The organism is Pseudomonas sp. GM_Psu_1, from assembly GCF_026544185.1.
GTDB lineage: Bacteria > Pseudomonadota > Gammaproteobacteria > Pseudomonadales > Pseudomonadaceae > Chryseomonas > Chryseomonas oryzihabitans.
Genome location: NZ_JALNUX010000001.1, coordinates 115,624 through 139,193 on the forward strand (window position 1 = coordinate 115,624; position 23,570 = coordinate 139,193).

Here is a 23,570-nt window from a genome sequence, read left to right on the forward strand (position 1 = left end):
TCTGACAGCCCCCTCTCCCCTTGGGAAAGGGTTGGGTGAGGGCGTACCCGCGCAATGAAGTCACCCGTGGAAAAGGCTGCGCCGTTTTCCACGCTACGGTGCTATTGCGCCAGGTGCCGTTCCTACGCGCTGGGTATAACGGCTGATCGTAATCGGGCCGGAGATGCTGGAGATGGCCGCCTGCTCTGATAGCCCCCTCTCCCCTTGGGAGAGGGTTGGGGTGAGGGCGCGCTGCACGCCACGAAGTCACCCGTGGAAAAGGCTGCGCCGTTTTCCACGCTACGGTGCTATTGCGCCAGGTGCCGTTCCTACGGGCTGGGTATAACGGCTGATCGTAATCGGGGCGGAGATGCTGGAGATGGCCGCCTGCTCTGATAGCCCCCTCTCCCCTTGGGAGAGGGTTGGGGTGAGGGCGCGCTGTATGCCACGAAGGCACCTGTGGAAAAGGCTGCGCCGTTTTCCACGCTACGGTGCTGCGCTCAACCCAACCCGACCAGTTATCGCAACGCTTACGCCCCCTCCTCCCCATACCCCTCGGCCAGGTGCTGGTCCTTGAGCTTCACGTAGTTGCCGGCGCTGTAGGTGAAGAAGGCGCGTTCCTTTTCCTCCAGCGGTCGCACCTGCTTGACCGGGCGACCGACGTAGAGATGGCCGCCTTCCAGCCGCTTGCCCGGCGGGACCAGGCTGCCGGCGCCGATCACCACGTCATCCTCCACCACCGCGCCGTCCATGACGATGCTGCCCATGCCCACCAGCACCCGGTCGCCGATCGTGCAGCCGTGCAGGGTCACCTGATGGCCGACGGTGACGTCGTTGCCGATCAGCAGGGGATAGCCGTCCGGGTTGAAGGGGCCGGCGTGGGTGATGTGCAGCACGCTGCCGTCCTGGATACTGGTGCGGGCGCCGATGCGGATGCGATGCATGTCGCCACGGATCACCGTCAGCGGCCAGATCGAGCTGTCTGCACCGAGGGTCACGTCGCCGATCACCACCGCGGTGGCGTCGACGAAGGCGCGTTCGCCCAGTTGCGGGGTCTTACCCTGGAAGGTCCTTATGGTCACGATAGATACCTTTTCTCGTCGGAAGGGTCTTGAGACCTATTAGGATGGGCTCCATATATAACTGTCAAAGCCATCGCCCCGAGGGGAACGCCGTGAGCGCCAGCAATCCGCTGCTTCAGTCCCATGACCTGCCGCCCTTTTCCGCCATCAAGCCCGAGCACGTCGAGCCGGCCATCGACACCATCCTCGCTGAGAACCGTGCCGCCCTGGCCAAGCTGCTGGAGACCCAGAAGGAACACCCCACCTGGGCTGGCCTGGTGCTGGCGATGGACGAGCTGAACGATCGCCTGGGCCAGGCCTGGAGCCCCATCGGCCACCTCAACGCCGTGTGCAACAGCGCCGAACTGCGCGCCGCCTACGAGGCCTGCCTGCCCAAGCTGTCGGCCTATTCCACCGAGATCGGTCAGAACAAGGACCTCTTCCAGGCCTACAGCCGCCTGGCCGAGAGCGAGGAAGCCAAGGGCTTCGACGTCGGTCAGAAGACCACCCTGGAACACGCCCTGCGCGACTTCCGCCTGTCCGGCATCGACCTGCCGCCGGCCGAGCAGCAGCGCTATGCCGCCATCCAGGCGCGCAAGTCCGAGCTGGGCAGCAAGTTCTCCAACCAGCTGCTCGACGCGACGCAGGCCTGGACCAAGCACCTCACCGACGAAGCCGCCCTCGCCGGCCTGCCCGAGTCGGCCAAGGCCCAGCTGCAGGCCGCCGCCCAGGCCAAGGAGCTGGACGGCTGGCTGGTGACCCTGGAATTCCCCAGCTACTACGCGGTGATGACCTACGCCGACGACCGCGCCCTGCGTGAAGAGGTCTATGCCGCCTATGCCACCCGCGCCTCCGAACAGGGTCCCAACGCCGGCCAGTTCGACAACGGCCCGGTGATGGAGGAATTGCTCGACCTGCGCCAGGAACTGGCCCGCCTGCTGGGCTACGCCAACTATGCCGAGCTGTCGCTGGCCACCAAGATGGCCGAGAGCAGTGACCAGGTGCTGGGCTTCCTGCGCGACCTCGCCGTGCGCTCCAAGCCCTTCGCCCAGCGCGACCTGGAAGAACTGCGCGCCTTCGCCGCCGAACAGGGCGTGCAGGACCTGCAGAGCTGGGACACCGGCTACTTCGCCGAAAAGCTGCGCCAGCAGCGCTATTCGCTGTCCCAGGAAGAGGTCCGTGCCTGGTTCCCGGTGGACAAGGTGTTGTCCGGCCTGTTCGCCACGGTGCAGAAGCTCTATGGCATCGAGATCGCCGAGTTGCGCGACTTCGAGAAGTGGCATCCGGACGTGCGCCTATTCGAGATCAAGGAAAACGGCACCTCCATCGGTCGCTTCTATTTCGATCTCTATGCCCGCGCCAACAAGCGTGGCGGTGCCTGGATGGACGGTGCCCGCGACAAGCGCCGCGATGCCCAGGGTCGGCTGATCGATCCGGTGGCCTACCTGGTCTGCAACTTCACTCCGGCCAGCCCCGGCAAGCCGGCGCTGCTGACCCATGACGAGGTGACCACCCTCTTCCACGAATTCGGCCATGGCCTGCACCACCTGCTGACCCGCGTCGAGCATGCCAGCGTTTCCGGCATCAACGGCGTGGCCTGGGACGCGGTGGAGCTGCCCAGCCAGTTCATGGAGAACTGGTGCTGGGAGCCCGAGGGCCTGGCGCTGATCTCCGGCCACTATGAGACCGGTGAGCCGCTGCCCCAGGAGCTGCTGGACAAGATGCTGGCGGCCAAGAACTTCCAGTCCGGCCTGATGATGCTGCGCCAGCTGGAATTCTCGCTGTTCGACTTCGAGCTGCACGCCAGCCACGGCGACGGTCGCAGCGTACGCGAGGTGCTGGAAGGCATCCGCGACGAGATCTCGGTGGTGCGTCCGCCGGCCTACAACCGCTTCCCCAACAGCTTCGCGCACATCTTTGCCGGTGGTTATGCGGCGGGTTACTACAGCTACAAGTGGGCCGAGGTGCTGTCCGCCGATGCCTTCGCCAAGTTCGAGGAAGAAGGCGTCTTCAACCCCGAAACCGGGCGGGCCTTCCGCGAAGCCATCCTGGCCCGCGGCGGCTCCCAGGCGCCCATGGTGCTGTTCGTCGACTTCCGCGGTCGCGAGCCCAGCATCGACGCCCTGCTCCGCCATTCCGGGCTGAGCGAGGAGGCGGCGTGAGCGAGCCGATCCGCAAGAGGTTCATCGCCGGGGCGGTCTGCCCGGCGTGCCAGGCGCAGGACACCCTGAAGATGTGGACCCAGGAGGGCACGCCCCATCGCGAGTGCGTCTCCTGCGGCTACAGCGACACCCTGGACGAGCGCGGCAATTCGGTCCCCAAGGAATTGCCGACGCGAGTCAATATCAGTGCGCTCAAGCCCAAGAAGCCCGATCCCAAGGTGCAGGCCGTGCAGTTCTTTCCCAATCCCAAGCTGAAGAAGCCGGATTAGGCAGCGGTGACCTTCGACAAGACCGCGCCCGGGATCACCCGGGCGCGGTCTTGCTGTTTTTGGGTCGAGTGAAATCGATCCGTATAGGGCTTCTGTAGCGATGAAAACAGGCTTCAGCGCAGGGGGTCTCAAGCTTTATCCACAAAAAGCGGATTCGATAGCCAGCCGATCATCTTTTTAATCCATTGATACTAAAGGCTTTTTATTTGGTCTCCGGCGGAGATTAGGGATTTCTCAGGAAGTTATACCGATTTTATCCCCGATTTATCCACAGGCTGTGCATCCGTGAATGACCCGGGAGTCTTTTTCCGTGATCGGACTCCAAGTGGATAACCGACACCCTCGTCCCCCATGAGGAAAGCCCTCCATGCGTACCCTCCTCGCTGCTGCAGCCTTCTGTCTGACTGGCAACCTGGCGCTGGCCGCGCCGCCGGATCACGAACCTGGCGGGCCCAAGGGGCCGCACGGGCCGGGCTGGCAGGAACAGGGTGGTCCCAAGGGCCAGGGACCTGGTCCCAAGGCGCATGATCAGGGTCGTCCGGCTGCCGGACCGGCCGCCGGCGGGCCGCCCGATCTGGGACCGGCGCGGGAGCGCATCAAGGCGCTGCGGGGACAGATCGGCCGTGGGGGTGACCTGCCCCCGGGTCTGCGTCTGGAGCGTGGGCGTCCTCTGCCTGCCGGCTACGGCCGCCCCCTGCCCCCGGGCATCGCCCGCCAGTTGCCTGACTATCCCGGCTACGAATGGCGGCGCCTGGGTACCGACATGGTGCTGGTCGCCGTGGGCACCGGGCTCGTCTACGCCATCCTGCAGGGCGTGCTGGACTAGTCCGGGCAATTCTTTTGTCGGCAGCCCGCGGGCACCGCCGAGTTCACCGCAGGCTCTGGCACGGGCTCCCGGGGCCGGCCGCTCGGGCGTAGCCCGCCGGTGCGCCGGCGCAGGCGATAAATGGCGAAATCCCTCTGGCACAGTGCCAGCCCGGATTTCAGTAGAATAGCCGCCGCGCGCGGCCGCCTTCCGCCTCCAGACGGTAGGGAAACCGGGCCGCTTCGCATCGGTCTCAACGCCCATCGCTCGCCAAGGATTTCCCATGAGAGCTCTGCCCCGTCTGCTGCCGCTGGCCCTGTTCGCCCTGCTCGTGGGGCACAATGCCCCGGCCCGCGCCGAACCCGGCCTGTTCAATCTGTTGGTCGGCAGCTACACCGCGGGTAGCAGCCAGGGGCTGTATGTCTATCGCTTCAACAGTCGCAATGGTCAGATCGATGGCCCGCTGCGCATCGTCAAGGCATCCAATCCCTCGTTTCTGACCCTGTCTCGCGATGGCCGGACCCTGTTCGCCGTCAACGAGAATGGCCGGGGTTCGAGCGGCGACAGCATTGGCCGGGTCACCTCCTATCGCTTCGAACCGGGCAATGGCCGCCTGCAGCAGGTCAGCCAGGTCAAGAGCCTGGGCGACGAGCCGACCCATTCCAGCCTCAGCACCGACGGCAAATTCCTCTTCGTGGCCAACTACTCCAGCCTGCCGGAAGGCTCCCTGGCGGTGCTGCCGATCCAGGACGGCGGCGTGCTCAGTCCGGTGGCGCAGATCGAATTCCACCAGCCCAGCGAACAGCACCCGCGCCAGCAGTCCAGCCATGTGCACGCGGCGGTGACCACCCCGGACGGCCGCTTCGTCTTCGCCCCGGATCTGGGCGCCGACAAGGTCTTCGTCTATCGCTATCTGCCGCAGCAGCCGGAGCGGCCGCTGGTGGCCGCCGAGACGCCCTTCGTGCCGGTGCCGGAAGGCAGCGGGCCGCGTCACCTGGTGTTCAGCGCCGATGGCCGCTACGCCTACCTGACCCTGGAACTGGCCGGGCAGGTGATGGCCTTCGCCCACCAGGACGGCATGCTGCGGCAGTTGCAGAGCTACAGCCTGACGCCCCAGGAATTCACCGGCGAGCGGGATGCCGGCGCCCTGCACCTGTCCGGTGACGGGCGTTTCCTCTACGTCGCCAGTCGCGGCACCGACAACCAGCTGGCGGTATTCGCGGTGAATCCCGACGGCACCCTGACCTTTGTCGAGCGCCATCCGGTCAACGGCCTGTCGCCACGGGAATTCGCCATCGATCCGTCCGGGCGCTTCCTGCTGGTGGCCAACCAGAAATCCAATCAGCTCAAGGTCTTCGCCCGGGATCCCGACAGCGGCAAGCTCGGCGACGAACTCCAGAGCCTGGACGTTGGCGCGCCAGCCGACCTCAAATTCGTCGCGGTACCCTGATGACCCACTTCGATCATCTGCACCACGTGGCGCTGATCTGCGCCGACTACCAACGCTCCCGGCACTTCTACACCGAGATCCTCGGGTTGCCGGTGATCGCCGAGACCTATCGCGAGGCCCGGCGCTCCTGGAAGCTGGATCTGGCGGTGGGCGCGCATGCCCAGCTGGAGCTGTTTTCCTTTCCCGATGCCCCGCCGCGACCCTCGCGCCCGGAAGCCCAGGGCCTGCGCCACCTGGCCTTTGCCGTGGCCGACCTGGACGCCACCGTCGCCCACCTGCAGGGCCATGGCGTGGTCACCGAGCCGATCCGCACCGACGAGCTGACCGGCAAGAGATTCACCTTCTTCGCCGATCCGGACGATCTGCCGCTGGAAGTCTACGAGCGCTAGCGCGCCGCTCAGGTCGCCAGCCGCGCGCCGGCCAGGGACTCGCGCGGCAGTTCCAGTTCTTCCAGCAGCCAGTCGAGAAAGCGCTGCACCAGTCGCTGGCGCCGCTTGCGCTCGGGCAGGATGGCGTAATAGCCATAGCGCGAGGTGGCCAGCCCGGCGAAGGGGCGACAGAGCAGCTCCTGCTGCAGCAGGTCGTCCACCAGGTGGCGCCAGCCGATCGCCAGGCCCTGGCCGGCGATGGCCGCCTGGATCACCAGGGTGTAGTTGTCGAAGCTCAGCACCGCACCGGACGGCGCCGCGGGCAGGGGCGCCAGGTCCAGCGCCGGCAACAACGTCTTCCAGTCATACCAGCGGCTGTTGGGCGCCGCCTTGAGATGCAGCAACGGCCACTGACCCAGCTCCAGGACGGGTAGCGGCGGCTGCCGACCCTGGAGCAGCCGCGGACTGCACACCGGAAAAACCTCTTCGCGAAACAGTGGCCAGGCTTCGCCATGCTTGAAGCGGCCGTCGCCAAAGCCCAGGGTGATGTCGATCTCCGGACCGGGCAGGGGCACCCTGTCGCTGGTCACCAGGCTGACGTCCAGCTCCGGATGGCGGGCATGGAAACGTGGCAGGCGCGGCAACAGCCAGTAGGCGGCAAAGGCGAAATCGGTGGCCACCTGCAGCACCTCGTGGGCGGGGCGGGCGGTAACCAGCCGCACCCCCTCGTCCAGGGTGGCGAGACCGGCCTCGACGTATTCCTGCAGCAGCCGTCCGGCTTCGGTGAGCAGGATGCCGCGATGGACGCGATCGAACAGCCGCACCTGCAACTGGGCTTCCAGGCGCTTGATCTGCTGGCTGATGGCCGGCTGCGTGGTCCCCAGTTCGCCCGCCGCCGCGGTAAAGCTCAGGCGGCGCGCCACCACCTCGAAGGTGCGCAGGCTGTCCAGCGCCAGGGCAGGGCGGTCGGCAGGGGCGGCGTCCAAGAGTATGTTTCCATGGCGACGAGTCATAAGCCCAGCTTATCCGAAACATCATCCCCAGTGGCCTTCACGCAGATTTTTCAGCATTGGATGATGAGCCACCCATAAGCAACCCTGATCCTAGCGGAGGCGCTCTTGTCCAAGCCGATGAACATCCTCTTCCTCATGGCCGACCAGATGGCGGCGCCTATCCTGCCGCTGTACGACGCCGCCTCGCCGATCAAGCTGCCGCATCTGCAGCGCCTGGCTGAGCGCGCCGTAGTATTCGACTCCGCCTACTGCAACAGCCCGCTGTGCGCGCCCTCGCGCTTCACCCTGGTGAGCGGCCAGCTGCCGTCGAAGATCGGCGCCTACGACAACGCCGCCGATTTTGCCGCCGACATTCCCACCTATGCCCACCACCTGCGCCGCCTCGGCTATCGCACGGCGCTGTCGGGCAAGATGCATTTCTGCGGACCGGATCAGCTGCACGGCTACGAAGAGCGCCTGACCAGCGACATCTATCCCGCCGACTACGGCTGGGCGGTGAATTGGGACGCGGCGGACGAGCGCCCGAGCTGGTACCACAACATGTCCTCGGTGCTGCAGGCCGGGCCCTGCGTGCGCACCAACCAGCTGGATTTCGACGAAGAGGTGGTCTTCAAGGCGCGCCAGTACCTCTACGATCACGTGCGTCGCGGCGATGACCAGCCGTTCTGCCTGACCGTGTCCCTGACCCATCCGCACGATCCCTACACCATCCCCCGCGAGTTCTGGGACCTGTACAACGAGGTCGACATCCCGCTGCCGCAAGGCGCCATCCCCCAGGCCGAGCAGGATCCCCACAGCCAGCGCCTGCTCAAGGTGATCGACCTCTGGGACAAGCCGCTGCCCGAGGCCAAGATCCGCGACGCCCGCCAGGCCTACTACGGTGCCTGCAGCTACGTCGACGCCCAGGTCGGCCATCTGCTCAAGACGCTGGAGGAATGCGGTCTGGCCGACGACACCGTGATCGTCTTTTCCGGCGACCACGGCGACATGCTCGGTGAGCGCGGACTCTGGTACAAGATGCACTGGTTCGAGATGGCCGCGCGGGTCCCGCTGCTGATCCATGCGCCCGGTCGCTTCGCCCCGGCGCGGGTGCAGGCCTCGGTGTCGACCCTGGACCTGCTGCCGACCTTCGTCGAGCTGGCCGGCGGCCAGCTGCCGGACGAGCTGCCGCTGGATGGCCGCTCGCTGCTGCCGCACCTCGAAGGCCGGGTAGGGCACGACGAGGTGATCGGCGAATACCTCGCCGAGGGCACCGTCAGTCCGCTGCTGATGATCCGCCGCGGCGCCTACAAGTACATCCACTGCGAACTGGATCCGCCGCTGCTGTTCGATCTGCAGAACGATCCGCTGGAGCGGGAGAATCTGGCCGCCAGCGCCGACTACGCCGAGTTGCTCGCCAGCTTCCAGGCCGAGGTCCGCCAGCGCTGGGACCTGCCGCGTCTGCACGCCGAGGTGCTGGCCAGCCAGCGGCGGCGGCGCTTCGTCGCGGCGGCCCTGGAGCAGGGCAAGCGGACCAGCTGGGATCACCAGCCCTTCGTCGATGCCAGCCAGCAGTACATGCGCAATCACATCGACCTCGACGACCTGGAGCGTCGCGCCCGCTACCCTCAACCCTGAACCGCTAACAGGAGCACGGCCATGAAACACGGAATCATCGCTACCTTCACGCTGGCCCTGGTCAGCCTGTCGGCCCAGGCCGAGGACCAGGCCTGCGCAACGGTTCGCCTGGCCGATCCGGGCTGGAGCGACATCGCCGCCACCAACGCCCTCACCGGCGCGATCCTGGGTGCACTGGGCTACACCGGCAAGGTCGAGACCCTGGCGGTGCCAATCATCTACGGCGGCATGCGCAACGGGCAGGTGGATGCCTTCCTCGGCAACTGGATGCCGGCGCAGCAGGCGCACTATGACCAGTTCGTGAAGACCGGGCAGGTCACCGAGCTGGCGCAGAATCTGGTCGGGACCGAATTCACCCTGGCGGTGCCCACCTATGTATGGGAAGGCGGGGTGAAGAGCTTCGACGATCTGGCCAAGCATGCCGACCAGTTCGGCAAGAAGATCTACGGGATCGGCGCCGGCGCGCCGGCCAACCAGTCGCTGCAGAAGATCATCCAGGACAACGAATTCGGTCTGGGTGGCTGGCAACTGGTGGAGTCAAGCGAGCAGGCCATGCTCTCCCAGGTCGGGCGCGCGGTGAAGCGCGACAAGTGGGTGGTCTTTCTCGGCTGGACCCCGCACCCCATGAACGTCGACTACCCCATCAAGTACCTGACCGGCGGCGACAAGTACTTCGGCACCGCCGGCACGGTCAACACCCTGACGCGCAAGGGCTACGCCGAGCAGTGCCCCAATCCGGCCCGCCTGCTGAGCAACATGAAATTCACCCTGGACATGGAAAACGCCGTCATGAGCGCCGCGCGGGACAAGGGCGGCAGCTACGACACCGCCGCCAAGGCCTGGCTCAAGGCCCATCCCCAGGTGCTGGAGCCCTGGCTGCAGGGCGTCACCACCCGCGATGGCCAGCCGGGCCTGCCGGCGGTACAGAAAGCCCTGTGAACGCTACGGCCTGAGGGCTACCTGAGACCGAGCCGCCGCGCCAGGCGGGCGAGGTTGGCGCGGTCCAGGCCCAGGGCGGCGGCGGCCAGGGTCCAGTTCTGGCCGTGCTGTTCCAGCGCCAGGGTGATGGTCTGGCGCTGGAAGGCGTCCGTGGCCTCGCGCAGGGAGGCAGAGGGCAGGGCGGTATCCTCCTCGGGCAGGGGTGCGGGGCCCAGTGGCAGGCCGAGCTGATCGCTGTCCAGGGTCAGGATGCCGCCGCGTTCCTCGCTGCCGGCATGGGCCTTGAGCGCCGCCCGGCTGATGAGGTGGGAGAGTTCGCGCACGTTGCCCGGCCAGTCGTAGGCCAGCAAGGTGCGCTGCGCCGCGGGTGTCAGCCGGAGGCCACGCAGGCCCAGGCGAGCACGATTCTGCTCCAGGTAGAAACCGGCCAGCAGCAGGACGTCGCGGCCGCGCTCACGCATGGCCGGCACGGCCAGCGGATAGACGCTCAGGCGATGGTAGAGGTCGGCGCGAAAGCGCCCGGCGCGCACGCAGTCGGCCAGGTCGCGATTGGTGGCGGCGATGATGCGCACGTCCACCTTGAGATCGCGATCCGAGCCCAGCCGCTGCAACTGGCCGCTCTGCAGCACCCGCAGCAGCTTGGCCTGCACCGTCAGCGGCAATTCGCCGACCTCGTCGAGAAACAGGGTGCCGCCGTCGGCCAGCTCGAAGCGCCCGCGGCGGTCGCTCACCGCGCCGGAAAAGGCCCCGCGCACATGGCCGAAGAGTTCGCTTTCCACCAGGGCCTCGGGCAGGGCCGCGCAGTTGAGGCTGATCAGCGGCCGCTGCTGGCGCAGGGAGCGCGCGTGCACGGCTTCGGCCACCAGCTCCTTGCCGACGCCGGTCTCGCCGGTGATGAGCACCGTCAGGTCGCTGGCCGCCACGGTCTCGATCTCCTGCCGCAGGCGCAGGCTGGCCGGACTCTGGCCGATGAGTTCACGGGGTCGCTGGTGCCCCACCGACTGCTGATAGGCCACGGTCAGCTCGTGCTCGCTGACGATGCGCGCGGAGAGCTGACCGATGCGCTCGGCGGCGGCCACGGTGGCGGCCGCCAGCCCGGCGAAGGCGGCGAGGATGGTGAGATCCTCGGGCTGGGCATTCTGCGCCTGCAGCGAATCCAGGGTCAGCAGGCCCCAGAGCTGGTCCTGCACATAGAGCGGACAGCCCAGGCAGTCGTGGACCTCCAGATGCCCCTGCACGCCTTCCACTAGGCCATCGTAGGGATCGGGCAGGTCACAATCGACGGCGAAGCGGGTCGGCGCGCGACTCGCCAGCAGCAGCGCCAGGCGCGGGTGCTCGCCGACCTTGAAGCGCCGGCCCAGGGTGTCGGCCGCAAGACCCCTTACCGCCAGGGGCACCAGGACATCGCCATCCAGGCGCAACAGGGCCACCGCATCGAAGGGCAGGACCTTGCGCAGGGCATCGAGCAGGCTGGCGTAGCGCTGCTGATCGGGCAGGTCGCGGGCCAGATCCGCCACCAGGGGCACCATGGCTTCGAGCAGGGTGGTACGGGTCAATTTGACCTCGGCGAGTCATAGGGACCTGGTCATTATGACAAGCTCCCTGGATAAAAGCCTGATCTGGCGCAGTTTTTTGGTTGGCACGACTCGTGATACGGCCAGGGCAGTCCTGTTTGGAGATCCCCTGCCATGCTGTCATCAGACCAAAAGGCCATCATCAAGGCCACCGTCCCCCTGCTGGAAACCGGCGGGGAAATCCTGACCCGGCATTTCTACGACAGATTGCTCGGCGACAACCCCGAGATCCGCCCGCTGTTCAACGGTGCCCACCAGGCCAGCGGTGCCCAGGCCCGGGCGCTGGCGCGCGCGGTGCTGATGTACGCCCGCTACATCGATCGCCTGGATACCTTGGGGCCGCTGGTGGAGCAGATCGTCAACAAGCACGTCTCGCTGCAGGTGCAGCCGGACCACTATCCGCTGGTGGGCATCGCCCTGCTGCAGAGCATCCGCGAGGTGCTGGGCGCCGAGGTGGCCACCGATGCGGTGATCGACGCCTGGGCCGCCGCCTATGGCCAGCTGGCCAATCTGCTGATCGGTGCCGAGGAGCAGCGCTACGCCGCCCAGGCCGAGGTGCCCGGTGGCTGGCGTGGTGGGCGGGCGTTCCGCATCGCGCGGATCGAGCCGGAAAGCGAAGAGATCAGCTCCTTCTACCTGGAGCCGGTGGACGGGCTGCCGACCAGCATCGCCCAGCCCGGCCAGTACCTGGGGCTGAGCCTGACGCTGGACGGGGTCGAATACCGCCGCAACTACTCGATCTCGGCCGCCAGCGAAGGCCGAGGCTATCGCATCAGCGTCAAGCATCAGCCGGGTGGGGTGGTCTCGCGCTACCTGCATACCGACGCCCATGAGGGCACCGTGCTGCAGGTCTTCGCACCGGCCGGCGAATTCGTCCTGCAGGAATCGACCAAGCCGCTGCTGCTGATCGCCGGTGGCGTCGGCATCACGCCGCTGCTGCCCATGGTGTCGGCGGCGCTGCCGAGCGGGCGGCCGATCCAGCTGATCCACTGCACCCGCCATGTCGGGGTCCAGGCCTTCGGGCACTGGCTGGAAGAGCAGGCCGCCCACCATCCGCAACTGCAGCTGTATTTCTGCTACAGCGAGCCGGTGGCGGAAGAGGCCTATGCCTCGCGCCTTGATCGGGCGCGCCTGCAGCGTTGGCTGCCCAAGGATCGCGACCTGGACGTCTATCTTCTCGGCCCGCAGCCGTTCATGGCCCAGGTGCGCCGTGATCTGCTGGAGCTGGGCGTGCCGGAAAAGCAGATCCGCCACGAGTTCTTCGGACCCGCCACCGACCTCTGAAAAAAAGACGCCCACTGCCGTTGGGCAGTGGGCGTCTCTTCGCGAGAATCCAGGCGCCACCTGTGGGTAGCGCCCTGCGGTCCTGGACCTAGCGACGCTGGTAGACGATGTCCTTGCTACCGCCTTCGCAGCTGCCCACCACCTTGGCGGAGGCGCTGGCACTGCCCTTGTCCACCACCTCGAGGCTGTAGTGCGCCACCTGCTTGGCCTGCAGCTTGGCATCGATATCGGCCTTGACCGTGTCGCACGAGGTGCCGGCGGCAAAGGCGCCGCCGCTCAGGGCCAACAAACCGAGGGTGATCACGATTCTACGCATCTTGCCTGTCCTTTTGCGGGGGGAGGGAGGTCTGGAATGCTGCTCAGCTGGCTTCGATACGGAAGCCGATCTTCAGGGTGACCTGATAATGAGCCACCTTGGCGTCCTGGATATGACCGCGGATTTCACCCACCTCGAACCATTCCAGGTTCTTGACCGACTTGGCGGTCTCGGCGAGGGCGTTGTTGATGGCGTCCTCGACACTGGTGGTGGAAGAGCCAACGATTTCCAGCTTCTTGTAGGTGTGATGATCGGACATGAAACTCTCCTGGGTCAGCAATGACGGGCGCTGCAGCGGTTAGCCGGCAACGCGTTGACCGGTGTCGCGGTCGACTCGCCGGGAAGGGTGCCTCTGCCATTTGAGGCCGCGAAAGGCCCCGATAAGTTCACTGCCCAGGCTCTCGCCCACGGCTTTGCAGCACTTTCCAACGGCTCGGTAGTCACATTTCCTGAATCCGTCCATCCCAGGAGGTTGTCATGGCCCGTAACACCGATTACCAGGCGTCCATCGCCAGCATCGAGAACGAAATCAACAGCCTGCTCGACTCGCTGGCATCGCTGAAGAAGAACGCTGCACGCGAATCCCGCAGCAGTCTGAATTCCTTCAAAAGCACCGCTCGCGAAGCCCTGCACCATTCGGGCGATTCGCTGGAAGAGGTCTATGACGACGTGCGTCGCCTGACCCGTCAGTACGGTCGCGCCGCCAGCGGCGTGGCGCGCGAACATCCCTGGGCCACCGTCGGCATCGCCGCCGGCGTGACCGTCCTGGTCGGCTGGGCGCTGCTGCGCGGCGACCACTGATCGTGGCGGTTCGAGGCATCCTCAAGGGGTGCCTCGGGCGCTAGCGCTCGGCCAGCTCGGTTCTGAGCCAGGCCGCCAATCGCTCCACCCGTTCATCCGCCAGCCGACCCGGCGCCCATAGCGCCAACTCCGCACCGGTCGCCGCAAAACCCCAGGGCGCCACCAGCCGGCCCGCCTTCAGATCCGCCGCCACCAGTGGCTCCGGCGCGATCGCCACGCCCAATCCCGACAGCGCCGCCTCCAGCAGGTAATAGAGGTGCTCGAAGCCCTGCCCGTACTCCAGCTCCGGTGCCTCAAGGCCCTGGGTGGCGAACCACTGTGGCCAGGCCTGGGGCCGTGACAGGGTGTGCAGCAGGCGTTCCGCCAGCAAGGCCTGCAGGTCGCCGTCCCGCAATCTCAGATAGGCCGGGCAATAGGGGCTCAGCACCGGACCGATGCGCTCAGGCGCCAGGTGATAGGGCATCACGTCCTGTGGCGGCGCCGTCTCGGTGAACAGCAGACTGGCATCCAGGCCGGCGGCGGCCAGCGGGGTGTCGTCGGTACGGGTCGAAAGGTGCAGGCGCAACTCCGGCAGATCGCGATTGAGGCGATCCAGCCGCGGAATGAACCAGCGCGCCACCAGACTGCCCGGGCAGCCCAGCACGAAGGGCCCCTGGCGACTGCCGGCCTTGAGTTCGGCGCACACCTCACGCAAGCGCTCGAAGACCTCGCCACTCACCTCGCGCAGCCGCAGACCGGCTTCGGTCAACGCCAGACCACGGCCTTCGCGGCGAAACAGCGCCACCCCCAGTTGTTCCTCCAGCGCACGGATCTGGCGACTTACGGCGCCATGGGTCACGTGCAGCTCGTCCCCTGCGCGGCTCATGCCACCTAGACGAGCAGTGGCTTCGAAGGCGCGCAGGGCATTCAGGGGAGGCAGGTCGCGGGGATCGCTCATCTGTGAGATTTCCTGACGGGTCATCGCGATCTTATCGATTTATCAGCGGCACTCAAGCAGGTAAGGTAGATCCATCTTCGCAGGAGAATCCCATGACCCAGACCGCTTATCGCCAGGGCCCCGACGCTCAAGGCATGTTCGGCCAGTTCGGTGGCCGCTATGTCGCCGAAACCCTGATGCCGCTGATCCTCGATCTGCAGCGCGAATACGAGACCGCCATGGAGGATCCGGCGTTTCTCGAGCAGCTGGCCTACTTCCAGCGCGACTACGTCGGTCGGCCCAATCCGCTGTACTTCGCCGAGCGCCTGACCGAGCACTTCGGCGGCGCCAAGATCTATCTTAAGCGCGAAGAGCTGAATCACACCGGCGCGCACAAGATCAACAACTGCATCGGCCAGATCCTGCTGGCCAAGCGCATGGGCAAGACCCGCATCATCGCCGAGACCGGCGCCGGCATGCACGGCGTGGCCACCGCCACCGTGGCCGCGCGTTTCGGCCTGCCCTGCGTCATCTACATGGGCAGCACCGACATCGACCGCCAGCAGGCCAACGTCTTCCGCATGAAGCTGCTGGGCGCCGAGGTAATTCCGGTCACCTCCGGTACCGGCACCCTCAAGGACGCCATGAACGAGGCGCTGCGCGACTGGGTGACCAATGTCGCCGACACCTTCTACCTGATCGGTACCGTGGCCGGTCCGCATCCCTATCCGGCCATGGTCCGCGATTTCCAGGCCGTGATCGGTCGGGAGACCCGCGCCCAAATCCTGGAGAAGGAAGGACGCCTGCCCGACAGCCTGATCGCCTGCGTCGGTGGTGGCTCCAACGCCATGGGCCTGTTCCACGAATTCCTCGATGACACTGACGTCGCCATCATCGGCGTCGAAGCCGGCGGCCACGGCGTCGACACCAGCAAGCACGCCTCCAGCCTCAACGGCGGGATGCCCGGGGTACTGCACGGCAACCGCACCTTCCTGCTGCAGGACGACGATGGCCAGATCATCGACGCCCACTCGATTTCCGCCGGCCTGGACTACCCCGGCATCGGTCCGGAGCACGCCCACCTGCACGACGTGAAGCGCGTGGAATACGTGCCGATCAACGACGACGAGGCGCTCAAGGCCTTCCACCAGACCTGCCGCCTGGAAGGCATCATCCCGGCGCTGGAAACGGCTCACGCCCTGGCCGAGGCCTTCAAGCGCGCGCCGCACCTGCCCAAGGACCACCTGATGGTCATCTGCCTCTCGGGTCGCGGCGACAAGGACATGCAGACCGTGATGAGTCACCTGGGAGACAAGCTATGAGCCGCCTGGAAACCCGCTTCGCCGCGCTGAAGGCCGAGGGCCGCGCAGCCCTGGTCACCTACACCACCGCCGGCGATCCGGACTATGACACCGCCCTGGCCATCCTCAAGGGCCTGCCGGCGGCCGGTGCCGACGTCATCGAGCTGGGCATGCCCTTCACCGATCCCATGGCCGACGGCCCGGCCATCCAGGCCGCTGCCCTGCGCGCCCTGCAGGCGGGTCAGAATCTGGCCAAGACCCTGGAGATGGTGCGCGACTTCCGGCGTGGGGAAGGCGAGACGCCGCTGGTGCTGATGGGCTACTACAACCCCATCCATCGCTATGGCGTGGAGCGCTTCCTGGCGGAAGCCGCCGAAGCGGGCGTGGATGGCCTGATCGTGGTCGATCTGCCACCCGAGCACGACGCCGAGCTGGCGCTGCCAGCCCAGGCCGCCGGCATCGACTTCATTCGCCTGACCACCCCGACCACCGACGACGCCCGCTTGCCGCGGGTGCTCAACACCAGCTCCGGCTTCGTCTACTACGTGTCCGTCGCTGGCGTCACCGGTGCCGGCTCGGCCACCACCGAACACGTCGAGGCCGCCGTGGCGCGCCTGCGCCGCTTCACCGACCTGCCCCTGGCCGTCGGCTTCGGCATCCGTACCCCCGAGCAGGCGCGGGTGATCGCTCGCATCGCCGATGGTGTGGTGGTGGGCTCGGCCTTCGTCGATCAGATCGCCAAGGCCGAGTCCTCGGGCGCTGCCATCGACGGCGTGCTCGGCCTCTGCAAGCAGCTGTCGGACAGCGTGCGTACCGCGCGCTAGGCCCTCGCCAGCCTCGAAAAAGACCGCATCAGGCGGTCTTTTTTTATGCCCGGACAGCCTGCAAGCTGTGCATAACCTTGTGGGCAGTCTGTTCGCTACCGGCGCAAGGCCGCGTGCCAGAAGGGTTGGGCAGGTATTGGCCCTGTTGATCGAATCCGCTACGACCTGATCCGCTGAGTCAGGCTGCGAACGCCGGACTGCTTTGCCGTCATTGCCCGACAGGTAAAGGCTGTGGATAAGCCTTGGGCAAGTTGTCAGCAACCGATCAGGCGGTTGTCCGGGCAAAATTGCTCATTAAATAGCCAATTTCGTTTAGGTCGCTCAGGCTGCCGAAGGCGCACTCCGCGGTCCGGTTTTCCCACATCTGCTGTGTGCGTGCCTGTGGAAAAGATGTGGGACCTGGCCTGTACGCCATGGCTGGCAAGGCCTGTAGAGGATCGTGCAAAAAATGATCAATCCTCTTTTAGGTGTTTTCCACAACCCACAATAGAGCTGCATAGGGCTGTGGATAGGTTGTTCGTCTAGTGCCAGAGGCCAGCGCTGGCGCGGCTTCCAGAGAATCGATCAAATAATGACCAGTTTTCCGGGTTATTCCCGAGTCAAGGGATTTCTGCTGCCAGCCCAAGGAGTTATCCACGTCTGTTCAGCGCCGTACTCAGCGATCGCCGCTAAAAGCCCTGTGGATAAGTCTGTTGATTTTCTGTTTGGAAGCCTGTGTACGACAGCATTGGCCTAGCGCAGCGTCACCTGCTGGCGCAGGCCTGCGGCCGGCAGGGTGAAGGCGCATTCCTCGAAGGTGGCCATGCGCATGCGCAGTGGCGGATTGTTGCTGTAGCCGTATTGTTCGGTGGGCATGCCGATGAAATTGGTGTCCAGCGAGCTGTTGCCGTTGCTGTCGTGGATGACCGACACGGCATAGCGCCCGGGCGGTAGATCGAAGCGCTGCTCCTGGGTACCCGCCTGCGCGGTGAGATGGGCCTGGGCCACGGGCGTCTTGTGCGCTTTCCAGGCCGCTTCGCTATCGAATACCGCCAGCAGCAACTGGCCCCCCGAGGCATCGACCGTCTCCACCCGTACCTGCAGTTCGGCGGCCTGCAAGAGACCGCTCAGACCGAGACCAGCGACCAGCAACAGAGACTTCATGGGCATTCCTTCAGCAGGGGGAGGGCAGCAGCCGCAGCAACTCGGCCGGTTGTTCGAAGAAGAGATCGGGTTGCTGCGCGCGCAGCGTCGTGGGGCAGCCATAGCCCCAGGCCACGGCGGCGCAGCCCAGTCCGGCGCGGCGAGCGGCCTGCAGATCGCGCAGTTCGTCACCGACATAGAGGGCCTCGGCCGGCGTGATCCCCTGGCGGTGGAGCAGGCGCTTCAGACGCCGCGTCTTGCCCAGCAGGGGGATGTCGAATTCGCCAGCGGTGAACAGGCGTCCGGCCTGGGGCAGCACCTGGTGCACGGCCGCGGCGGAGTTGGAGGTCGCCAGGCCCAGCTGCAGACCACTGGCCTGCAAGCGGTCGAGGGTGGCGGGAATCTCGGCGAAGGGCAGGACCTGAGCGCCACGCTGGACCAGCAGGCGGCGATAGTGCCGGGCGATGCGGGGCACCTGCCAGAGCGGGATGCCCAGGCTGTCGAGCAGACCGGTCAGGGAGGAGGCGCGCAATCGTGGCCACTCGTCGGCGGCTGGCTGGCGAAAGCCATGGGTCTGCGCCAGCTCGCCGAGACAGCTCAGCAGAAAGGGCAGGCTGTCCGCCAGGGTGCCGTCGAAGTCGAAGATGACGTAGCGATAGCTCATGCGAGAGAGGCGCGGTGGGCGAAGGCGCCAGCGTAGCGGTCGCCTCCCGGTTTTGCCACCGCGACGGGATCCGGCAGGGGCGTCCCTGCCGGTCAGGTCACACGCGGAAGCGGCGGATCTGGCCGTTGAGCTCCACTGCCAGTTCGGAGAGCTGCTGGCTGGCGGCGCGGGTCTGCTCGGCACCGGCGGCGGTCTGCACCGACAGATCGCGGATGCGCACCAGGTTGCGATCCACCTCGCGGGCCACCTGGGCCTGCTCTTCGGCGGCGCTGGCGATCACCAGGTTGCGCTCGTCGATGCCCGACACCGACTGGGCGATGGCGGCCAGGGCGGCGTTGGCCGACTGCGCCTGCTCGCGGGTCTGGCGGGCCTGGTCGGCACTGGTCAGCAGCGCATCGACGGTCTGCCCAGTGCCCTGCTGGATGCTGCCGATCATGCCTTCGATCTCGCGGGTGGATTCGCCGGTGCGATGGGCCAGGGCGCGGACCTCGTCGGCGACCACGGCGAAGCCACGACCGGCATCACCGGCACGCGCCGCTTCGATGGCGGCGTTGAGCGCCAGCAGGTTGGTCTGTTCGGCGACCGAGCGGATCACGTCCAGCACCTGGCTGATGTTGCGGGTCTGCTCGGCCAGCTGGCGGGCCTGCTCGCTGGCACCCAGCACGTTTTCGGTAAGCACCTCGATGGCGCCCAGGGTATCGCCCAGCTGCCGCTGGCCCTGACGCGCGGTATCGGCGGCCTGGCGCGATTCGGACGAGGTGGAGGTGGCGTTGCCAGCCACCTCGTCCACCGCCTGGCTCATCTCGGTGACGGCGGTGGCCGCCATCTCGATCTCGCTGTTCTGCTGCTGCAGGCCGTGGGCGCTCTCCTGCATGACCGCGGTCATCTCCTCGGCGGCCGAAGCCAGCTGGGTAGCGGAGTGGCCCAGGTGGCCCAGGGTGTCGCGCAGATTGGTCTGCATCTGCTGCATGGCCTGCAGCAGCTGGGCGGCTTCGTCGTGACCGCGGGTATCCAGGGTCTGGGTCAGATCGCCATTGGCGATGGTCCGGGCGGCGGCGACGGCCTCGGCGATGGGCCGGGTCATGCTCAGGGTCAGGCGCCAGGCCAGCAGCACGGTCAGACCCAGGGCCAGGGCGATCACGATCCAGGTGATGGAGGTGGCCTGGGCATAGGTCTCGCCGGAGTGCTGGGAGGCGGCCTTGATGTCTTCCTGGTTGATCTTGCGCAGGGCTTCGGTGCGCTCGTTCATCTGCACGCCGAGCTGGGCCATGCTGGTCTGGATCAGGCTGCGGGCTTCGTCGAGCTTGCCGGCGCCGATCAGGTCGGCCAGTTGCGCGGTGTAGCGGACATAGTCGCCGTGGATCTGGCGCAGGGCATCGAAGGCCTGGCGTTCGCGATCGCTGCTGACGAGTTTTTCATAGCGACCGAAACCGGCGCCGATGTCGGCATTGATGCTGTCGATCTTCTTGCGCGTGTTGGCGACGGTGGCGGCATCCGGAATGGCCAGCAGACGCAGCACCTCGACCCGGGTGCGGGCCAGTTGCAGAGCGAGGTTGTCGGCTTCGACGATGCTGGGCACGTTGTTGGTCTCGATGACCTGGCCCTGGGTACGGATCTGCGACAGTTGCAGCAGTCCGAACAGACCCAGACTGGCCACGAGGATGGCCAGCAGGCCGAAACACAACACACTGCGAATGGCGAGGGAGAAGGAACGAAAGGTCACGGCGGCAGCCCCGGTGAAGAGTGAGGCCCCCTTTAACGGCTAGGGTCGCCGTGACTTGATGGTCATTCGTCCCAAATCTGACGGAAGTATGACCAGGGGCGGCCGGTGGTCAGCACTGGCCGGTCGTCAGCCGCGATCAGGGCTAGAACTGGAAGCGCTGCACCTGCCCGCTGAGGGTCGCTGCCAGCGCCGCCAGTTGCTGGCTGGAGGCGCGGGTCTGCTCGGCACCCGCCGCGGTCTGCACCGACACGTCGCGGATGCGTACCAGATTGCGGTCGACTTCGCGCGCCACCTGGGCCTGTTCTTCGGCGGCGCTGGCGATCACCAGGTTGCGCTCGTCGATGCCCGCGACCGACTGGGCGATGACGGCCAGGGCGGCATTGGCCGATTGCGCCTGCTCGCGCGTCTGGCGCGCCTGGTCCGCGCTGGTCAGCAAGGCATCGACGGTCTGGCCGGTACCCTGCTGGATGTCGCCGATCATGCTCTCGATCTCGCGGGTGGACTCACCGGTGCGATGGGCCAGGGCGCGCACCTCGTCGGCCACCACGGCGAAGCCGCGACCGGCCTCGCCCGCGCGCGCCGCCTCGATGGCGGCGTTCAGGGCCAGCAGGTTGGTCTGTTCCGCGACCGAGCGGATCACGTCCAGCACCTGGCTGATGTTGCGGGTCTGGGTTTCCAGCTCGCGAGCCCGGGCACTGGCACCCAGGACCTGCTCGGTGAGGGTCTCGATGGCCGTGAGGGTCTCGCCCAGCTGACGCTGGCCCTGAACGGCGGTATCGGCGGCCTGACGCGAATCATTGGAGGTGGAGGAGGCGTTGCCGGCGACTTCCTCGATCGCCTGGCTCATTTCGGTGACGGCGGTCGCCGCCGATTCGATCTCGTTGTTCTGCTGCTGCAGGCCGGTGGCGCTTTCCTGCATGACCGAGGTCATCTCCTCGGCGGCGGACGCCAGCTGGCTGGCCGAATCGCCGATATGCCCCAGGGTCTCGCGCAACTGACCCTGCATCTGCTGCATGGCCTGCAGCAACTGCGCCGCCTCGTCGTGGCCACGGCTGTCCAGCGCCTGGGTCAGGTCTCCCGCGGCGATGGTACGGGCCGCCGCTACCGCCTGGGCGATGGGGTTGGCCACGCTGCGCGTCAGGCGCCAGGCCAGCAGGCCGGTAAGGGTGAGGGTCACCAGGATGGCCAGCCAGGTCACGCTGTTGGAGCGTGCATAGGCTGCATCCGCATCCGCGCTGGCGGCGTGGATGTCCTGCTCGACGGCCTGGCGGAGCGTTTCTATGCAGGCGTTCATCCGCGTACCCAGCGGGCCCATGCTCTGCTGCACGACTTTACGGGCCTGGTCGAGCTGACCGGCACCGGCCAGGTCGGCGATCTGCTGCACGCCCTGCATGTAGCTCTGGTGCACCTGGCGCAATTCATCCAGCGCAGTGCGGCTCTTCGTCGACAGCAGCTCGTGCTGATAGCGGGCGAAGATGGCCTGCACCTCGGTGCTCAGACCGTCCAGCTTCTGGCGGGTGTTGGCCAGGGTCTGGGCATCGGGCATGGCCAGCAGGCGCAAGGTTTCGATGCGGGTGCGGGCCACCAGCAGGCTGAGATTGTCGGCCGCGATCAGAGTCGGGATGTAGCGCTGCTCCACCTGGTGTCCCAGTTGGCGGATCTCCGACAGCTGGTACCAGCCGAAGAGGCCGAGCGCCGCGACGAGGACCGCCAGGATGCCGAAACACAGCAGGTTGCGGGTAGCGATGGACAGGGAGCGAAGAGTCATGACGGCCTGCTAGGAGGAGGAGGGTTCGGAGTGCGAACAGGGTCACAACTTTAGGTGATGATTTGGCGAAAAGGCTCTAGGACGGGTGCGGCAAAAGCTCGCAGCGTTAGAAAGGTCAGACGTTTGTAGGCTTCCGTGGAGTCCTTGCGACTCCACGGAAGGAGGGTGCCGGTACCCTGGTCAGTCGCCGCTGACCTGGCGCAGGTGCGCCGCCGGCGCCTCTTCACCGAGGTTGTTGAGCAGCCGCTCGCTGTACCAGTCGATGAAGTTGATCACGCCGAATTCGTAAGTCTTGGAATAGGGACCCGGCTGATAGGCCTTGGAATTGATGCCGCGCTGGTTTTCCTCGGCCAGCCGGCGGTCCTGGTCGTTGGTGGCATCCCAGACCTTGCGCAGATTGACCGGATCGTAGTCGACGCCTTCCACGGCATCCTTGTGCACCAGCCACTTGGTGGTCACCACGGTCTCGGTCGGACCCAGCGGCCAGACGGTGAAGACGATCATGTGATCGCCCATGCAGTGGTTCCAGGAATGCGGCAGGTGCAGGATGCGCATGGAGCCCAGGTCCGGGTCCTTGATGCGCCCCATGAGCTTCTTGCAGCCGGGCTTGCCGTCCATGGTCATGGACACGGTGCCGGCGAGCAGCGGCATGCGCACGATGCGGTTGCGCAGGCCGAAGCTGGCATGGGCGTAGGGGATGTTGTCGGCGTCCCAGCGGCTGGTGCAGGCGGCGACCTGATCCTTGAATGCCTGGGAGGCGCGCGGATCGGTGACGTCGTCCCACTCCAGCAGGGTGTTCAGCAACTCGGGGTGGGAGCCGTTGCAGTGGTAGCACTCGCGGTTGTTTTCCAGCACCAGCTTCCAGTTGGCCTGCTCGACCAGATCGGTGCGCACCGCGACCTTGGTGTTCTCCATGTCGTACGGCTCCATGTAGTGCTCGAGCGTACGCAGGAAGTCGTCGATGGCCGGCGGTTCGTCGGCCAGGGAGATGAAGATGTAGCCGCCAGCGGTCTTGACGTGAACCGGCTTGAGGTTGAAGTCGGCCATGTTGAAGTCGGCGCCCATCTCGGTGCCGGCGAACAGCAGGCGGCCATCCAGCTCGTAGGTCCACTGGTGGTAGGGGCAGACCAGCTTGGCGACCTTGCCCTTGTCGCTGACGCAGAGGCGCGAACCCCGGTGACGGCAGACGTTGTGGAAGGCGTGCACCTTGCCCTCGGCACCGCGGACCACCAGGATGGGGTTGTCACCCAGCTGCAGGGTGATGAAGTTGCCCTTGGTGGGGATCTCGCAGGTCATGCCGGCGATCAGCCATTCCTTGCCGAAGATCTCCTGCATGTCGATCTGGAACAGGCGCTCGTCGTTGTAGAACGGCTGGGGCAGGGAGTAGGTGCGCTCGCGGGTGCGCAGCATCTCGGCCGTGGCCTTGCGGGCCGGATCGAGAGGGTCGCCCAAACTCAAGGTGCTGACGTCCATCGTACATCCTCGTGGCCACCGCGGCGGGTGGCAAAAGTGGTTGGTCGCGGTATTGCAAGGCTATTGGCCGACGGGGCAGGGCCGCCGAATGACCCCGGGTGTCGCCCGTCGCGCGCTGTTCAGGTTCGGCTTGGGGCGGAG

At 66.4% G+C, this 23,570-nt stretch carries 22 protein-coding genes; 11 read left to right on the forward strand and 11 right to left on the reverse strand.

Annotated elements, in window-relative coordinates:
- Window positions 1–509: 509 nt before the first annotated feature.
- A complete protein-coding gene (locus OXS31_RS00550) occupies window positions 510–1,061 on the reverse strand; it encodes a gamma carbonic anhydrase family protein (protein ID WP_267396966.1) in 552 nt (183 codons plus the stop codon).
- A gap of 44 nt (window positions 1,062–1,105) precedes the next feature.
- On the opposite strand from OXS31_RS00550, the gene prlC reads away from it, so the two are divergent.
- From prlC to OXS31_RS00575, 5 genes are all read left to right on the forward strand, one after another.
- Window positions 1,106–3,202, forward strand: coding sequence for an oligopeptidase A (gene prlC / locus OXS31_RS00555; RefSeq protein ID WP_108582730.1), 2,097 nt, complete (start codon window positions 1,106–1,108; stop codon window positions 3,200–3,202).
- A complete protein-coding gene (locus OXS31_RS00560) occupies window positions 3,199–3,471 on the forward strand; it encodes a YheV family putative zinc ribbon protein (RefSeq protein ID WP_027598745.1) in 273 nt (90 codons plus the stop codon). The genes prlC and OXS31_RS00560 overlap by 4 nt, the downstream gene beginning before the upstream one ends.
- Before the next feature lie 367 nt (window positions 3,472–3,838).
- The gene (locus OXS31_RS00565) at window positions 3,839–4,297 is read left to right on the forward strand and encodes an anti-virulence regulator CigR family protein (RefSeq protein ID WP_267396982.1); all 459 of its coding nucleotides are present in this window, start codon (window positions 3,839–3,841) and stop codon (window positions 4,295–4,297) included.
- A 262-nt stretch (window positions 4,298–4,559) separates the two neighbouring features.
- Complete coding sequence (locus OXS31_RS00570) at window positions 4,560–5,726, forward strand: lactonase family protein (RefSeq protein ID WP_027600520.1); 1,167 nt, start codon at window positions 4,560–4,562, stop codon at window positions 5,724–5,726.
- On the forward strand, window positions 5,726–6,115 hold the full coding sequence (locus tag OXS31_RS00575; protein ID WP_267396987.1) for a VOC family protein: 390 nt from the start codon (window positions 5,726–5,728) through the stop codon (window positions 6,113–6,115). Before OXS31_RS00570 ends, OXS31_RS00575 begins: the two co-directional genes overlap by 1 nt.
- An 8-nt stretch (window positions 6,116–6,123) precedes the next feature.
- On the opposite strand, the gene OXS31_RS00580 is transcribed toward OXS31_RS00575, so the two are convergent.
- Window positions 6,124–7,107, reverse strand: a complete 984-nt coding sequence (locus tag OXS31_RS00580; RefSeq protein WP_074583316.1) for a LysR substrate-binding domain-containing protein — start codon at window positions 7,105–7,107, stop codon at window positions 6,124–6,126.
- A 117-nt stretch (window positions 7,108–7,224) separates the two neighbouring features.
- On the opposite strand from OXS31_RS00580, the gene betC reads away from it, so the two are divergent.
- Window positions 7,225–8,724 (forward strand): choline-sulfatase, encoded by a 1,500-nt coding sequence (gene betC, locus OXS31_RS00585; protein WP_267397845.1) that lies wholly within the window; start codon window positions 7,225–7,227, stop codon window positions 8,722–8,724.
- Between the two features lie 21 nt (window positions 8,725–8,745).
- Window positions 8,746–9,663 (forward strand): choline ABC transporter substrate-binding protein, encoded by a 918-nt coding sequence (locus OXS31_RS00590; protein ID WP_007160165.1) that lies wholly within the window; start codon window positions 8,746–8,748, stop codon window positions 9,661–9,663.
- Between the two features lie 17 nt (window positions 9,664–9,680).
- On the opposite strand, the gene norR is transcribed toward OXS31_RS00590, so the two are convergent.
- Window positions 9,681–11,219: a nitric oxide reductase transcriptional regulator NorR gene (gene norR, locus OXS31_RS00595; protein ID WP_197851042.1), complete on the reverse strand. Its 1,539-nt coding sequence runs from the start codon at window positions 11,217–11,219 to the stop codon at window positions 9,681–9,683.
- A gap of 132 nt (window positions 11,220–11,351) precedes the next feature.
- On the opposite strand from norR, the gene hmpA reads away from it, so the two are divergent.
- Complete coding sequence (hmpA, locus tag OXS31_RS00600; RefSeq protein ID WP_197851044.1) at window positions 11,352–12,521, forward strand: NO-inducible flavohemoprotein; 1,170 nt, start codon at window positions 11,352–11,354, stop codon at window positions 12,519–12,521.
- An 88-nt stretch (window positions 12,522–12,609) separates the two neighbouring features.
- On the opposite strand, the gene OXS31_RS00605 is transcribed toward hmpA, so the two are convergent.
- Entirely contained in the window at window positions 12,610–12,837 is a 228-nt protein-coding gene (locus OXS31_RS00605; RefSeq protein WP_108582735.1) for a DUF1161 domain-containing protein, read from the reverse strand.
- A gap of 43 nt (window positions 12,838–12,880) precedes the next feature.
- Window positions 12,881–13,096: a dodecin gene (locus OXS31_RS00610; RefSeq protein ID WP_007160169.1), complete on the reverse strand. Its 216-nt coding sequence runs from the start codon at window positions 13,094–13,096 to the stop codon at window positions 12,881–12,883.
- Between the two features lie 218 nt (window positions 13,097–13,314).
- On the opposite strand from OXS31_RS00610, the gene OXS31_RS00615 reads away from it, so the two are divergent.
- Entirely contained in the window at window positions 13,315–13,638 is a 324-nt protein-coding gene (locus tag OXS31_RS00615; protein ID WP_007160170.1) for a DUF883 family protein, read from the forward strand.
- 40 nt (window positions 13,639–13,678) lie between these two features.
- Here OXS31_RS00615 and OXS31_RS00620 read toward each other — a convergent pair whose 3' ends face one another.
- Window positions 13,679–14,575: a LysR family transcriptional regulator gene (locus tag OXS31_RS00620; RefSeq protein WP_027598754.1), complete on the reverse strand. Its 897-nt coding sequence runs from the start codon at window positions 14,573–14,575 to the stop codon at window positions 13,679–13,681.
- A gap of 92 nt (window positions 14,576–14,667) precedes the next feature.
- Between OXS31_RS00620 and trpB the strand changes: the two genes are divergently transcribed.
- Both trpB and trpA read left to right on the forward strand, forming a co-directional pair.
- Window positions 14,668–15,876: a tryptophan synthase subunit beta gene (gene trpB, locus OXS31_RS00625; RefSeq protein WP_027600526.1), complete on the forward strand. Its 1,209-nt coding sequence runs from the start codon at window positions 14,668–14,670 to the stop codon at window positions 15,874–15,876.
- Window positions 15,873–16,679 (forward strand): tryptophan synthase subunit alpha, encoded by an 807-nt coding sequence (trpA, locus tag OXS31_RS00630; RefSeq protein ID WP_007160173.1) that lies wholly within the window; start codon window positions 15,873–15,875, stop codon window positions 16,677–16,679. The genes trpB and trpA overlap by 4 nt, the downstream gene beginning before the upstream one ends.
- 732 nt (window positions 16,680–17,411) lie before the next feature.
- Here trpA and OXS31_RS00635 read toward each other — a convergent pair.
- The 5 genes from OXS31_RS00635 to gbcA form a co-directional block, all read right to left on the reverse strand.
- Window positions 17,412–17,822, reverse strand: a complete 411-nt coding sequence (locus tag OXS31_RS00635) for a DUF2141 domain-containing protein (protein WP_144954678.1) — start codon at window positions 17,820–17,822, stop codon at window positions 17,412–17,414.
- 10 nt (window positions 17,823–17,832) lie between these two features.
- Window positions 17,833–18,465, reverse strand: a complete 633-nt coding sequence (locus tag OXS31_RS00640) for an HAD hydrolase-like protein (RefSeq protein WP_027600528.1) — start codon at window positions 18,463–18,465, stop codon at window positions 17,833–17,835.
- A 97-nt stretch (window positions 18,466–18,562) separates the two neighbouring features.
- Window positions 18,563–20,188, reverse strand: coding sequence for a methyl-accepting chemotaxis protein (locus OXS31_RS00645; RefSeq protein ID WP_027598758.1), 1,626 nt, complete (start codon window positions 20,186–20,188; stop codon window positions 18,563–18,565).
- A gap of 142 nt (window positions 20,189–20,330) precedes the next feature.
- A complete protein-coding gene (locus tag OXS31_RS00650; protein WP_074583306.1) occupies window positions 20,331–21,956 on the reverse strand; it encodes a methyl-accepting chemotaxis protein in 1,626 nt (541 codons plus the stop codon).
- A gap of 180 nt (window positions 21,957–22,136) precedes the next feature.
- Window positions 22,137–23,429 (reverse strand): glycine-betaine demethylase subunit GbcA, encoded by a 1,293-nt coding sequence (gene gbcA, locus OXS31_RS00655; protein WP_027600530.1) that lies wholly within the window; start codon window positions 23,427–23,429, stop codon window positions 22,137–22,139.
- Window positions 23,430–23,570: the final 141 nt, after the last annotated feature.

Bases quoted from the DNA above. Each gene is read 5' to 3' on its own strand.
- prlC (WP_108582730.1), top strand. From the start codon at position 1,106: ATGGGCTCCATATATAACTGTCAAAGCCATCGCCCCGAGGGGAACGCC.
- OXS31_RS00565 (WP_267396982.1), top strand. From the start codon at position 3,839: ATGCGTACCCTCCTCGCTGCTGCAGCCTTCTGTCTGACTGGCAACCTG.
- OXS31_RS00570 (WP_027600520.1), top strand. From the start codon at position 4,560: ATGAGAGCTCTGCCCCGTCTGCTGCCGCTGGCCCTGTTCGCCCTGCTC.
- OXS31_RS00575 (WP_267396987.1), top strand. From the start codon at position 5,726: ATGACCCACTTCGATCATCTGCACCACGTGGCGCTGATCTGCGCCGAC.
- OXS31_RS00580 (WP_074583316.1), bottom strand. From the start codon at position 7,107: ATGACTCGTCGCCATGGAAACATACTCTTGGACGCCGCCCCTGCCGAC.
- betC (WP_267397845.1), top strand. From the start codon at position 7,225: ATGAACATCCTCTTCCTCATGGCCGACCAGATGGCGGCGCCTATCCTG.
- OXS31_RS00590 (WP_007160165.1), top strand. From the start codon at position 8,746: ATGAAACACGGAATCATCGCTACCTTCACGCTGGCCCTGGTCAGCCTG.
- hmpA (WP_197851044.1), top strand. From the start codon at position 11,352: ATGCTGTCATCAGACCAAAAGGCCATCATCAAGGCCACCGTCCCCCTG.
- OXS31_RS00605 (WP_108582735.1), bottom strand. From the start codon at position 12,837: ATGCGTAGAATCGTGATCACCCTCGGTTTGTTGGCCCTGAGCGGCGGC.
- OXS31_RS00610 (WP_007160169.1), bottom strand. From the start codon at position 13,096: ATGTCCGATCATCACACCTACAAGAAGCTGGAAATCGTTGGCTCTTCC.
- OXS31_RS00615 (WP_007160170.1), top strand. From the start codon at position 13,315: ATGGCCCGTAACACCGATTACCAGGCGTCCATCGCCAGCATCGAGAAC.
- OXS31_RS00620 (WP_027598754.1), bottom strand. From the start codon at position 14,575: ATGAGCGATCCCCGCGACCTGCCTCCCCTGAATGCCCTGCGCGCCTTC.
- trpB (WP_027600526.1), top strand. From the start codon at position 14,668: ATGACCCAGACCGCTTATCGCCAGGGCCCCGACGCTCAAGGCATGTTC.
- trpA (WP_007160173.1), top strand. From the start codon at position 15,873: ATGAGCCGCCTGGAAACCCGCTTCGCCGCGCTGAAGGCCGAGGGCCGC.
- OXS31_RS00635 (WP_144954678.1), bottom strand. From the start codon at position 17,822: ATGAAGTCTCTGTTGCTGGTCGCTGGTCTCGGTCTGAGCGGTCTCTTG.
- OXS31_RS00640 (WP_027600528.1), bottom strand. From the start codon at position 18,465: ATGAGCTATCGCTACGTCATCTTCGACTTCGACGGCACCCTGGCGGAC.
- OXS31_RS00650 (WP_074583306.1), bottom strand. From the start codon at position 21,956: ATGACTCTTCGCTCCCTGTCCATCGCTACCCGCAACCTGCTGTGTTTC.
- gbcA (WP_027600530.1), bottom strand. From the start codon at position 23,429: ATGGACGTCAGCACCTTGAGTTTGGGCGACCCTCTCGATCCGGCCCGC.